We start from the raw sequence: 12,581 nt of genomic DNA on the forward strand, positions 1-12,581 counted from the left end.
GGCGGGGCGCCGTCACCCCGAGGGGCGGGGCGGATCAGTCCTCGATGGTGCAGAGCACGGCGCCGGCGGAGACGGTCGCCCCGATCTCCGCGGACAGCCCGGTCACGACGCCCGAGCGGTGGGCGGTCAGCGGCTGCTCCATCTTCATCGCCTCGAGCACGACCAGCAGGTCACCGTCGGCGACGTGCTGCCCCTCCTCGGCGACGATCTTCACGATCGTGCCCTGCATCGGGGCGGCGACGCTGTTGCCGCTCGCGACCGCCTCCGCGCCGCCGCGGCGGGCGGGCTTGCGGCGCGAGCGGACCGCGGCCTGCGGGGCGCGGAGCGAGGCGGGCAGGGAGATCTCGACCCGTCGGCCGTCGACCTCGACCACCACGGACTCCCGGTCCTCGGCCTCTTCGGGCTGGGCCGGCAGCGGGGCGGCCGGCAGGTCGCCCGCGAACTCGGTCTCGATCCAGCGGGTGTGGACGGTGAAGGGCTCGGTCGGATCCTCCGGGGCGAAGGCGGGATCCTCGACCACCGCGCGGTGGAAGGGGAGCACCGTCGGGATGCCGTCGATGCGGAACTCGGCCAGCGCGCGCCGCGAGCGCTCGAGCGCCTCCTGGCGGGTCGCGCCCGTGATCACGAGCTTGGCGAGCATCGAGTCGAAGGCGCCGGAGACCTCGTCGCCCGCGCGCACGCCGGTCTCGACGCGGACGCCAGGGCCGGAGGGAGCGTCGAAGCGCTGGATGCGACCGGGGGCGGGCATGAAGCCGCGGCCCGGGTCCTCGCCGTTGATGCGGAACTCGAAGGAGTGGCCGCGCACCGCCGGGTCGGTGTCCGCGATGCGCTCGCCGGCGGCGATCCGCAGCTGCTCGCGCACCAGGTCGACTCCGGCGACTTCCTCGGTCACGGGATGCTCGACCTGAAGGCGGGTGTTCACCTCGAGGAAGGAGATGGTGCCGTCGGCGCCGACGAGGAACTCGCAGGTGCCGGCGCCCACGTAGCCCGCCTCGCGCAGGATCGCCTTCGAGGAGGAGATCAGCTGGGCGTTCTGCTGCGGGGTGAGGAAGGGCGCGGGCGCCTCCTCGACCAGCTTCTGGTGACGGCGCTGGAGGGAGCAGTCACGGGTGGAGACCACCTGCACGTTGCCGTGCATGTCCGCGAGGCACTGGGTCTCGACGTGACGGGGGGAGTCGAGGTACCGCTCGACGAAGCACTCGCCGCGGCCGAAGGCGGCGACGGCCTCGCGCACGGCCGAGTCGAACAGCTCGCGCACCTCGGATTCCTCGCGGGCGACCTTCAGACCGCGGCCGCCGCCGCCGAAGGCCGCCTTGATCGCGATGGGCAGCCCGTGCTCGCGGGCGAAGTCGACGACCTCGTCGGAGGACTGCACCGGATCCTTGGTGCCGGCGACGAGCGGGGCCCCCGCCTTCTGCGCGATGTGGCGGGCGGAGACCTTGTCCCCGAGCTTCTCGATCGCCTCCGGGCTGGGACCGATCCAGGTCAGTCCCGCGTGGATCACGGCCTGCGCGAAGTCGGCGCGCTCGGAGAGGAAGCCGTAGCCGGGGTGGATCGCATCGGCCCCCGAGCGGTGGGCGATGTCGAGGATCTTGTCGATCACCAGGTACGAGCTCGCGGCGGTGGTGCCGCCGAGCGCATAGGCCTCGTCGGCGATGACGGTGTGCAGCGCGTCACGGTCCGGCTCGGCGTAGACCGCCACGGAGCGGAGACCGGCGTCTCGGCAGGCCCGCGCGACGCGCACCGCGATCTCTCCACGATTGGCGATGAGCACCGTGGACAGCGGGCGGGGCTTGGCGGAGCGTGAGGCCATGGGGAGAGGGATCCTTCCGGGAGTCAGCAGAGATCGAGTGTAGTACCGAGCGTCCTCAGGGAGCGGACGGCTCCGCCGTCGGGTCCTCCGGGGCCGCGGTGTCCTCGACGTCCACCGCACCCGCTCCGTCGGCCGTCAGCGCTCCGTCCTCCCACAGCTCGTGGACCCCCAGGCCGATCCCGGCGAGCAGCCGGCGCAGCAGCGGCAGGGACAGGCCCACGACGGCGTGCGGGTCCCCGTCGACGCCCTCGATGAACGGACCGGCCAGGCCATCGATCGTGAAACCGCCCGCGACGCCGAGCGGCTCCCCGGTCGCGACGTACGCGTCGATCTCCTCGTCGGTGAGCTGCGCGAAGGAGACCGAGCAGCTCGCGGTCGCGCCGAAGGTCGCACCGGTCCCGCCGTCCTCCTCGTCGCGGTCGTCCACGAGCCAGTGACCGGAGTGGAGCACGCCGGTGCGGCCGCGCATGGCCCGCCAGCGCTCGCGCGCCCGCTCGGCGGTGTGCGGCTTGCCGATCACCTCGCCGTCGAGCTCGAGCATCGAGTCGCAGCCGAGCACCACATAGCCGCCCTCGCTGCGACGGGTCGCCTCCTCGGCCTTCGCGCGAGCGAGCAGCAGGACCTGCTCGGCGGGGCTCAGCGCGTCGCCGGTCAGCGCGGCCGCCGTCCGCGCGGAATCCAGCAGCGCGTCCTCGTCGAGATCGACCGGGAGGGTGCCGTGCTCGATACGGGCGGCGGCGAGGGTCGCCCGCCGTCCCGCCGAGGCGGAGGCGAGCAGCAGCAGCGGATCGTGGTCGAGCGGGGCTCCGACCTGGGTCATCGCAGGGCCTCCTGGAGGACGGACAGGGGCAGGCTGCCGAGCTCGAGCGCCCGACGGTGGAAGTCGCGCAGGGTCTGCTCGGGATCCTCCGTCGACCCCGCGAGGGCGTGGTCCCGCAGCTCCTCCCAGACGCGCTGCCCGATCTTGTAGGACGGCGCCTGACCGGGCCAGCCGAGATAGCGGTGCAGCTCGAAGCGCTGCTCCGCCTCGCCGATGCCCCAGTGGGCGCTCATGAAGTCCCAGGCCTTCCCGTAGTCCCAGGCCCCGGCGGCGGATCCCGGCACGCCCTCCGGCATCGCCAGGCCGTTGTGCAGGCCGATGTCGAGGACCACGCGGCCCGCGCGCAGACGCTGGGCGTCGAGCATGCCGAGACGGTCGCCGTCGTCCTCGAGGTATCCGAGCTGCTCCATGAGGCGCTCGGAGTACAGGGCCCAGCCCTCGCCGTGCCCCGAGACCCAGCACATCAGCGCGCGCCAGCGGTTCAGCTGCTGCGCCTGGAGGGTCTGGACGCCGACCTGCAGGTGATGGCCCGGCACGCCCTCGTGGTAGACGGTGGTGGTCTCCTGCCAGGTGCGGAACTCGGTCGTGCCCGCGGGGACGTCCCACCACATCCGCCCGGGCCGGGTGAGGTCCTCACTGGGGCCGGTGTAGTAGATGCCGCCCGATCCGGTGGTCGCGATGCGGCACTCGAGCCGGTGCAGCGGCTCGGGGATGTCGAAGCGGGTCCCGGCGAGGTCGGCGATCGCGCGATCCGAGAGCTCCTGCATCCACTGCTGCAGTGCGTCGGTGCCGTGCAGGATCCGCTCCGGATCGGCGTTCAGGGCCTCCTTCGCGGCCTCGACCGAGTCGCCGCCGCCGGTGCCGTAGCGCTCGTTCAGCCGCGCGGCGACCTCCTCCTGCTCGGCGACGATCGCGCGCAGCTGCTCGACGCCCCAGGCGTAGGTCTCCTCGATGTCGATCTCGGTGCCGAGGAAGACCCGGCTGGAGAGCTGGTAGGCCTCGCGGCCGACGGCGTCCGCCTCGGGGGCGCGCGGCGCGAGCTCCTCGAGCGTCGCGGCGAGCTCGAGGTAGCCGGTGCGGGCGGACTCCGCCGCCTCCCGCACCCGGTCCCGCAGGGGCTGCTCGCCGACCGCCTGGTCCGCGAAGGAATCGAAGAAGCCGCCGTCGGCCGCGAAGCCGCGCGCCTGCTCGGCGCCGAGCAGCAGCTGGCGGCGGGCCGAGAGCACGTCGTGCTCGGCCGCCTCCCGCAGCGAGTCGGCCCAGGAGGCCATCGAGCGGGGCATCCCGGCGAGGCGCTCGGCGAGCACCTCCCAGTCCTCGGCGGTCTCGGTCGGCATCAGGTCCAGCACGTCCCGCGACTGCAGCGGGGAAGCGAGGTTGTTGACGGTCGCGGCGTCGAGGCGGCGGGCGGACAGCTCGAGCTCGAGGCCGAGCCGCTCGGAGAGGGCCGCCCGGGTGACCGCGTCGGTCGCGTCCTCGTCGGGCACCTCGGCGATCGCGGCGAGCAGGGAGCGGGCGGCCTCGGAGCGCTCGGCGAAGGCGGCGGGGGAGAAGTCGGTGACCTCGTGGTCGTGGCCGCTCACGCCGATCTGCGTGGCGAGGAAGGGATCGAGCCGGGCGCTGCGGTCGACGTACGCGTCGGCGAGGGCGTCCAGGGCGGTGGGCGTGCGGCCGGCGGCCGGCGTGGGGTGCGACATGGTGGCGAGTCTAGGGGCCGGGGCCGTCGCGCACGGGTCGTCGCAGCGTCGGCTCAGCGGTCGGCGAGCATCCAGGCGGAGGCCGAGGGGTGCAGGCGCTCGCGATGGCCGCCCGCATGGGTGTGGACGGGGGCGGCCCAGCCGCTCTCGGCGCCGCCGCCGACGGCGAGCGACCGCTCCTCCGCCTCGAGGCGGCTGGTCACGCTCATCGCGGAGACCACCACGGCGATCGCCGCGAGCTCGGCCGGCTCGAGCCGCCCGGCGACGAGCCGCACGTCCGCGCGGGGCGCGACGGCCGGCGACGCCTCCGATGCCTCCGATGCCCCTGACGCCTCCAGTGCGATGGCTGGTCCCGCAGCGGTCACAGCGGGATGTTCCCGTGCTTCTTGGTGGGCAGCGCATCGCGCTTGGTGCGCAGGGCGCGCAGGGCGCGCGCGACCTCGAGGCGGGTCTGCGAGGGCTCGATGACCCCGTCGATCCAGCCGCGCTCGGCGGCGGTGTACGGCGTCGCGAACTGCTCCTCGTACTCGGCCTCGAGGCGGGCGCGCTCGGCGGCGACGTCCCCGCCCTCCTCGCCGGTGCGCTTGAGCGACTGGCGGTGGAGGATGTTCACGGCGCCCTGAGAGCCCATCACCGCGATCTGCGCGGTGGGCCAGGCGAGGTTGACGTCCGCGCCGAGCTCCTTGGAGCCCATCACGATGTACGCGCCGCCGTAGGCCTTCCGGGTGATCACCGTGATCAGCGGGACGGTGGCCTCGGCGTACGCGTAGAGCAGCTTGGCACCGCGGCGGATGATGCCGCCGTACTCCTGGTCCGTGCCGGGCAGGAATCCCGGGACGTCCACGAAGGTGAGCACGGGGATGTTGTTGGCGTCGCAGAGCCGCACGAAGCGGGCCGCCTTCTCGGAGGCGTCGATGTCGAGGGTGCCCGCGAGGTGGTTCGGCTGGTTGGCGATGATGCCGACGCTGTGCCCCTCGACGCGGCCGAAGCCCACCAGCAGGTTCCGCGCGAACAGCGGCTGGACCTCGAGGAACTCCTCGTTGTCGAGCACCGCGCGGAGCACGGTCAGCATGTCGTAGGGCTGGTTCGGGGAGTCCGGCACGAGGGTGTTCAGGGCGGTGTCCGCCGCGGTGGGCGCCTCGTCGAAGCGCACCGGGAAGGACGGCGGGGGGCTGAGCGTGTTGGCGGGCAGGTAGCTCAGCAGGTCCTTGACGTACTCGATCGCCTCGGCCTCGTCGGGCGCCATGTAGTGGGCGACTCCGGAGCGGGTCGAGTGGGTGCGCGCCCCGCCGAGCTCCTCGAAGCCGACGTCCTCGCCGGTCACGGTGCGGATCACGTCCGGGCCGGTGATGAACATGTGCGAGGTCTTCTCGACCATCACGATGATGTCGGTCAGCGCGGGGGAGTAGACCGCGCCGCCCGCGGCGGGCCCCATGATCAGCGAGATCTGCGGGATGACGCCCGAGGCGCGGGTGTTGCGCTTGAAGATCCCGGCGAACATCGCCAGCGAGGCGACGCCCTCCTGGATGCGCGCGCCGCCGCCGTCGAGGATCCCGATGATCGGCACGCCGGTGCGCAGCGCGAGGTCCTGGATCTTCTGGATCTTGCGGCCGTGGGCCTCGCCGAGCGAGCCGCCGAAGACGGTGAAGTCCTGCGAGTAGACGCACACCTGGCGGCCGTCGATGGTGCCGTGGCCGGTGACGATGCCGTCGCCGTCGGGGCGCTTCGCGTCGATGCCGAAGGCGTGGGCCTGGTGGCGCACGAAGCGGTCTGTCTCCACGAAGGAGCCGTCGTCGAGCAGGTCGGCGATGCGCTCGCGAGCCGTCTTCTTGCCGCGGGCGTGCTGCTTCTGGATCGCCAGCTCGTCGGCCGCGGCGACCGCCGCGGCATCCCGGTCGCGGAGATCCGCGAGTCGCTGAGCTGTGGTGAGCGGCCGCGGGGCGTCGGTCACGGGGCCTCCTGCCACGGCCGGAGCGGCCGCGAGATCGGGGTGAAGAACACGGGGATACTACGCTACCCCTCGCCGCCGACGGCCCCTGTGCCGCCCGGTGCCGGGCCGCGTCGGCCGTCCCGCCCGCCCGTGAAGCAGAGGTCCCGCCCCGTGTCCCGTCCCGACGCCCCCGTCCCGCAGCGCCTCGGCGAGGTCGCCTCGACGCAGGACGAGGCCGTGCGCCGGCTCCGCGCCGGCGAGAGCGCGCCGTTCGTGCTGACCGCGCGGGCGCAGACGGCCGGGAGGGGTCGGCTGGGCCGCCGCTTCGCGAGCCCCGCCGCGGGGCTCTACCTCACCTACGCCCATCGCACCTCCCTGCCGTTCGCGCGCCGCACGTGGATCCCGCATCTCGCGGGGCTCGCCGCGCTCGCCGCCGTCGATCAGGTGTGCGGCGACAGTGCGGCCGGGGCGGCCGCGGAGCCCGTGGCGCTGGGCCTCAAGTGGCCCAACGACCTGCACACGACCGACGGCCGCAAGCTCGGCGGCATCCTCGTCGAGGGGCACGGCGCGGATCACGTGCTGATCGGCCTCGGGATCAACGTGCGCGGTCCGGTGCGGGACGCCGACGGCGCCGAGGTCCCCGGCGTCGCCTGGCTGCGCGGCCCCGGCGGCCTGCTTCCCGCGGCGGCGGCGCCTGTCGCGGAGGGCGGCCCCCTCGAGGGTCCGGAGGCGGATCCGATCGCGGCGGAGGCCCTGGTCGTGCAGCTGGGGCGCGCCCTCGCCCTCGCCCTGCACGACGAGCTCGGCGCCCTCGAGTCCGCCCAGGGGGACGCGGGAGCATCCGGTCTCGCGGACCGCTACAGTATGACGTGCCTCACACTGGGGCGCGCGGTGCGGGTCGACCCCCTGGGGGCCGACGGGCCGTCGGAGGCGACGCCGGCGACGCTGCACGGCACGGCCCGGGCGATCGACGCGCACGGAGGGCTGGTCGTGGACCTCGCGGGAGGCGGCCGGAGGATCGTGGGCGTCGGCGACGTGCGGCACCTGCGGGCCGACGACCCCGTCGGCCCGGACCCGCAGGCGGCGCCCCGCACCGGACGACAGGACCGCCAGGACCAGCGGGATCAGACAGCAGAGCACGAGGAGGACCGGACGCGGTGACGAGCGGCATGGACGACATCGAGCGCGGCGACGCGCCCGGCGGGAGGCTCCCGACCGGCGAGCTCCCGCTGCCCGTCGGCGCCTCGCCCGACCTCGACCAGACGCCGCTGGACACCCAGGAGATCCTCGACCTCAACCGGCGCTTCGCGGCCGTGCGACGCAGCGTCGGCACCCTCGAGAAGGTGCTCCTGCAGGGGCCGCGCGAGTACTCGCGCCGCGATCTCGCCGAGCAGCAGGACATCCCCGAGCGGCTGACCGCCGTGTACTGGCGCTCCCTCGGCTTCACCCCCGTCGACGAGGACACCGTCGTGTTCACGGAGGAGGACGCCTACTCGATCGGCGACCTCGCGGCGATCGTCGAAGACGGCACGCTCTCCGAGCGGGCCTTCGCCTCGATCACCCGCGGCCTCGGCTTCCACATGGGGCGCCTCGCCATGTGGATCACGGAGGCACTGGTCGACGAGGGCAAGAACGAGGAGGGCCTCGACGACGCCGAGGCGCGCCAGCGGATGCTCGAGGTGCTGCCCGAGCTGCTGGAGACCTTCGAGTCGCAGGTCATGTTCGCCTTCCGGCGGCAGCTCGCGGCCTTCGCGGCCCGCGCCGGCTCCGAGGTGCTGCACCGCGACACCGACGAGCTGTTCCCGCTGCAGCGGGCCGTCGGCTTCGCGGATCTGGTCCAGTTCACCCGGCTCGCCCAGGACCTCTCGGGCGCCGAGCTGGCCGACGTGGTGGGCCGCTTCGAGGCCCTGGGGCGGGACATCATCTCCGTCGGCGGCGGGCGGGTGGTCAAGACCGTCGGCGACGAGATCATGTTCCTGGCCGACACGCCCGAGGATGGCGCCCAGATCGCCATGAGCCTCGCCGAGGTGCTCTCCGCGGAGGCCGGCCTGCCGCCCGTGCGGGTGGGCATGGCCTGGGGCTCGATGTTCTCCCGCTACGGGGACGTCTTCGGCCCGAAGGTGAACCTCGCCGCCCGGCTCGAGGCCGTCGCCCGGCCCGGCGGGGTGATGGTCGACGAGGAGACGGCCGCCGCGATCGAGCGGGCGCTGCCCGGCGGCTTCGCGGTCGACGAGGGGCAGGAGGTCGAGCTGCACGGCATCGGCACGGTGCGGGTGATGGAGATGCGGCGGGACCGCTCCGCTCCGCTCGACCTGGGACTGTGAGACCCTGGCGGCCCGCCCCGCCGACGGCACGGACTTAGGATGGAACGCGTGACACGACTGCTTCTCGTCGAGGACGACTCGGCCATCGCCGAACCCCTCTCCCGTGCCCTGGACCGCGAGGGCTACACCGTCACGCGCGCCTCGCGCGGCATGGACGCCCTCGCGATCGCCGCGGGCAGCGACCCGATCGACGTGGTGATCCTCGATCTCGGCCTGCCCGACCTGGACGGCCTCGAGGTCGCCCGTCGCCTGCGCAAGGGCGGGCTCGAGTCGCCGATCCTGATCCTCACCGCGCGGGCCGACGAGGTCGACGCCGTGGTGGGGCTCGACGCGGGCGCCGACGACTACGTGACCAAGCCCTTCCGCCTCGGCGAGCTGCAGGCGCGCATCCGCGCCCTCATGCGCCGCTCGCAGGCGATGGAGGAGAGCGGCGACGCCTTCGACGTCAACGGCGTGAACCTCGACGTCGCCGCGCGCCGCGCCCATGTCGACGGCGAGGAGCTCGCGCTCTCCGCGAAGGAGTACGACCTGCTCACCGTGCTGGTGCGCGAGGCCGGCAGCGTCGTCACCCGCGACGACCTGATGCGGGAGGTGTGGGGCGCCGAGTGGTGGGGCTCCACCAAGACCCTCGACATGCACATCTCCTGGCTGCGCCGCAAGCTCGGCGACGACGCCACCAACCCGCGCCGGATCACCACGGTGAGGGGAGTCGGCTTCCGCTTCGAGACCGGCACGGAGGCCTGACGCGTGTGGCAGCGCGTGCTGCAGGCCACGCTGATCACCGTGGTCCTGTCCGTGCTCCTGCTCGGCATCCCGCTGGGGTGGTCGTGGCTGAACCTCAACCGGCAGGAGCTGTACAGCGAGGCGAACCGGATCCTGGACACCGTCCGCATCGACACCGAGGAGCGGCTCAGCGAGGACCGGCCCATCGATGAGGCGATGCTGCAGCAGCGGGTCGACGAGCAGCTCGACCTGAACATCGCGATCGAGGTGAAGGTCGACGACCTCACCGTCCGGGCCGGCGATCCGCCGGGCGAGGGCGCGATCGAGGTGCGCACCCTCGGCACGAACGGCCAGGAGATCACCGTCTTCATCCCGCAGTCCGATGTGCGCGCCCACACGGCCAGCGCCTGGGTGCTGATCGCCGTCGCCGCGCTCTCGGCCCTGTCGATCGGCGTCTCCGTCGCGCTCTGGCAGGCGCAGCGGATCTCGATGCCGCTCGCCCGCCTCAGCCGCCGCGCCGAGGAGATGGGCGGCGGCCGCGCCCGCGGTCCCTGGAAGCCGTCCGGGATCTCCGAGATCGACGACGTCGCCGAGGAGCTCGCCCGCTCGGGCGCCATGCTGACCGAGCGGCTCGAGGCCGAGAGCCGCCTCGCCTCCGACGCCTCGCACCAGCTGCGCACCCCGCTCACGGCGCTGTCCATGCGCCTCGACGAGATCCTGGCGACCAGCTCCGAGGAATGGGTGCGGGAGGAGGCGCGCATCTCGCTCGAGCAGATCGACCGCCTCACCGAGGTCGTCCACGACCTGATCAACGCGCCCCGCTCCTCGCAGCGCCGCACCCCGGGCGTCGTCGAGCTGCGCACGGTGCTCACGCAGCAGTCCGAGGAGTGGTCCCCGGCCTACCGCCGGGCCGGCCGCGAGCTGCGCATCCAGGTGCCGCGCACCGCGGCGGTGTGGGGATCGCAGGGTCCCCTCACCCAGGTCATCGCGACCCTCATCGAGAACGCCCTCGCCCACGGCGGCGGCCGCACCCTGGTCAAGGTGCGGCGCAACGACCACTCGACCGTCATCGAGGTCTCCGACGAGGGGCGGGGCATCGACCCCGAGCTCGGCTCGCGCATCTTCGAGCGCTCCGTGTCCGGGCGCTCCTCGACCGGCACCGGCGTGGGGCTCGCCCTCGCCCGCACCCTGGTGGAGGACGACGGAGGACGCCTCGAGCTGCTCACCGAGAGTCCCGCGACCTTCGGCGTCTTCCTCATCTCCGCCCCGGGGGACGAGCCCGACCTGGGCGGGGACGAGGACGGCGGCGAGCTGGGACGGCTCCCGCAGGGCTCCGTGGTGCGGCGCCGCTCCCGCGGTCGGACCGTGCGGACGCCCGCGGGCCAGGACCCGCACGCGACCTAGACTGTCCCGCGTGCTCCCCGATCCCGCGCCCCGTCCCCCCGCTCGTCGTCTCGGCATCGTCGGCGGCGGCCAGCTCGCCCGCATGATGCTCGGCCCCGCGATCGAGCTGGGGCTGCCCGCGACGGTGCTCGCGACCGATCCCGCCGAGAGCGCCGCGGCGGTCGCGGGCGAGGTCCGGATCGGCCGGCACGACGACGAGCAGGCGGTGCGCGGCCTCGCCGGGGCCGTCGACGCCGTCACCTTCGACCACGAGCACGTGCCGACCGCGATCCTCGAGGCACTCGAGGCCGAGGGCGTCGCCGTGCGCCCCGGGCCCGCCGCCCTCGTCCACGCCCAGGACAAGCTGGTCATGCGCGAGCGGCTGAGCGCCCTCGGGCACCCCTGCCCCCGCTGGTGGCGGATCACCTCGGCGGAGGACCTCGCCGACGCGCTCGCGCAGGCCGGCGGCCGTCTCGTGGTGAAGACCCCGCGCGGCGGCTACGACGGTCACGGCGTGCGTGTGATCAGCGATCCGGCGGAGGTCGCCGACTGGGCCGGGGAGCACGACGAGCTCCTCGCCGAGGAGCTGGTGCCCTTCGCACGCGAACTCTCCGCGCAGGTCGCGCGGCGGCCCGACGGCGAGGCGGTCGCCTATCCCGTCGTGCAGTCCCTCCAGAAGGACGGGGTCTGCTACGAGGTGGTCGCCCCCGCGCCGGGCCTCGATGAGGCCGCGCAGGAGCGCATCCAGTCGCTCGCCCTCGCGATCGCCGAGGACCTCGGCGTGGTCGGCATGCTCGCCGTCGAGCTGTTCGAGACCGCCGACGGGACGGTGAGCGTCAACGAGCTCGCCATGCGCCCCCACAACACCGGCCACTGGTCCATGGACGGCGCCGTCACCGGCCAGTTCGAGCAGCACCTGCGCGCCGTCGCCGACCTCCCCCTCGGCGCCACGACCCCGCTCGCCCCGGTGGCGGTGATGGTCAACCTCCTCGGCGGGGAGGCGACGGACCTCGTGCCCGGCATGCACGCCGCCCTCGCCCTCGAGCCCGCTCTGAAGGTCCACCTCTACGGCAAGGGCGTGCGCCCGGGCCGCAAGATCGGCCACGTGACCCTGCTGGGCGAGGACGCCGAGGACCTTCTCGCGCGCGCCCACCGCGCCGAGCGGCTGATCATCGACGGGGTCCCCGCACCGGGACCCGCTGGAACCGCACCGTCCTCCGAGGAGATCGCATGAGCACACTGTCCCCCCTGGTCGGCATCGTGATGGGTTCGGATTCTGACTACCCGGTGATGCGCGCCGCCGAGGAGGCGCTCGCCGAGTTCGACGTGCCCGTCGAGGTCGACGTCGTCTCCGCGCACCGGATGCCGGAGGACATGGTCGCCTACGGCCGCTCCGCCGCCGAGCGCGGACTGCGCGTGCTCATCGCCGGGGCCGGCGGCGCCGCGCACCTGCCCGGCATGCTCGCCTCCCTCACCCCGCTGCCCGTCATCGGGGTGCCCGTGCCGCTGAAGCACCTCGACGGCATGGACTCCCTGCTCTCCATCGTGCAGATGCCCGCCGGTGTCCCCGTCGCCACCGTGTCCATCGGCGGGGCGCGCAACGCCGGCCTGCTCGCCGCCCGCATCCTCGCGGCGGGCGGCGACGAGCGCGCCGCGGACCTGCGCGCGCGGATGGTCGCCTTCCAGGGCGAGCTGCGCGAGGTCGCGCTCGCCAAGGGGGAGGCGCTGCGCGCGTCCCGGTAACGGAGAGGCACGACGGAAAGGCAAGACGGAGGGGCGAGCCGAGCGCGCGACGGGGCCTTCCGGGCCGTCCGACGGGCAGGTCGCGGCCACGATCTGTGAACGGTTCGCGGAGGTGCGGGGCGAGATGTGCGACAGCCCGCGCCCCGGG

Annotated in this window: 11 protein-coding genes; 6 read left to right on the forward strand and 5 right to left on the reverse strand. The window is 73.9% G+C overall.

Annotated elements, in window-relative coordinates:
- Positions 1–34: 34 nt before the first annotated feature.
- From V1260_RS01970 to V1260_RS01990, 5 genes are read right to left on the reverse strand one after another with little or no spacing between them, the layout of a single operon-like run.
- Positions 35–1,813 (reverse strand): acetyl/propionyl/methylcrotonyl-CoA carboxylase subunit alpha, encoded by a 1,779-nt coding sequence (locus V1260_RS01970; RefSeq protein ID WP_329745116.1) that lies wholly within the window; start codon positions 1,811–1,813, stop codon positions 35–37.
- Between the two features lie 55 nt (positions 1,814–1,868).
- A complete protein-coding gene (locus tag V1260_RS01975) occupies positions 1,869–2,633 on the reverse strand; it encodes a Maf family protein (RefSeq protein ID WP_329745117.1) in 765 nt (254 codons plus the stop codon).
- Complete coding sequence (locus tag V1260_RS01980; protein WP_329745118.1) at positions 2,630–4,330, reverse strand: DUF885 domain-containing protein; 1,701 nt, start codon at positions 4,328–4,330, stop codon at positions 2,630–2,632. The genes V1260_RS01975 and V1260_RS01980 overlap by 4 nt, the downstream gene beginning before the upstream one ends.
- 53 nt (positions 4,331–4,383) lie before the next feature.
- Complete coding sequence (locus V1260_RS01985) at positions 4,384–4,695, reverse strand: acyl-CoA carboxylase epsilon subunit (protein ID WP_329745119.1); 312 nt, start codon at positions 4,693–4,695, stop codon at positions 4,384–4,386.
- Positions 4,692–6,281, reverse strand: coding sequence for an acyl-CoA carboxylase subunit beta (locus tag V1260_RS01990; RefSeq protein WP_329745120.1), 1,590 nt, complete (start codon positions 6,279–6,281; stop codon positions 4,692–4,694). The genes V1260_RS01985 and V1260_RS01990 overlap by 4 nt, the downstream gene beginning before the upstream one ends.
- A gap of 150 nt (positions 6,282–6,431) precedes the next feature.
- Between V1260_RS01990 and V1260_RS01995 the strand changes: the two genes are divergently transcribed.
- From V1260_RS01995 to purE, 6 genes are read left to right on the forward strand one after another with little or no spacing between them, the layout of a single operon-like run.
- A complete protein-coding gene (locus V1260_RS01995) occupies positions 6,432–7,421 on the forward strand; it encodes a biotin--[acetyl-CoA-carboxylase] ligase (protein ID WP_329745121.1) in 990 nt (329 codons plus the stop codon).
- Positions 7,422–7,429: 8 nt separating this feature from the next.
- A complete protein-coding gene (locus V1260_RS02000) occupies positions 7,430–8,584 on the forward strand; it encodes an adenylate/guanylate cyclase domain-containing protein (protein ID WP_329745122.1) in 1,155 nt (384 codons plus the stop codon).
- A gap of 48 nt (positions 8,585–8,632) precedes the next feature.
- Positions 8,633–9,328, forward strand: coding sequence for a response regulator transcription factor (locus V1260_RS02005; protein ID WP_329745123.1), 696 nt, complete (start codon positions 8,633–8,635; stop codon positions 9,326–9,328).
- A gap of 3 nt (positions 9,329–9,331) precedes the next feature.
- The gene (locus V1260_RS02010; RefSeq protein ID WP_329745124.1) at positions 9,332–10,711 is read left to right on the forward strand and encodes an ATP-binding protein; all 1,380 of its coding nucleotides are present in this window, start codon (positions 9,332–9,334) and stop codon (positions 10,709–10,711) included.
- 10 nt (positions 10,712–10,721) lie between these two features.
- Positions 10,722–11,924: a 5-(carboxyamino)imidazole ribonucleotide synthase gene (locus V1260_RS02015; protein WP_329745125.1), complete on the forward strand. Its 1,203-nt coding sequence runs from the start codon at positions 10,722–10,724 to the stop codon at positions 11,922–11,924.
- A complete protein-coding gene (gene purE / locus V1260_RS02020; RefSeq protein ID WP_329745127.1) occupies positions 11,921–12,433 on the forward strand; it encodes a 5-(carboxyamino)imidazole ribonucleotide mutase in 513 nt (170 codons plus the stop codon). The genes V1260_RS02015 and purE overlap by 4 nt, the downstream gene beginning before the upstream one ends.
- Positions 12,434–12,581 lie beyond the last annotated feature (148 nt).

The sequence above is a fragment of the Brachybacterium sp. J144 genome, from assembly GCF_036321705.1.
Taxonomy (GTDB): domain Bacteria; phylum Actinomycetota; class Actinomycetes; order Actinomycetales; family Dermabacteraceae; genus Brachybacterium.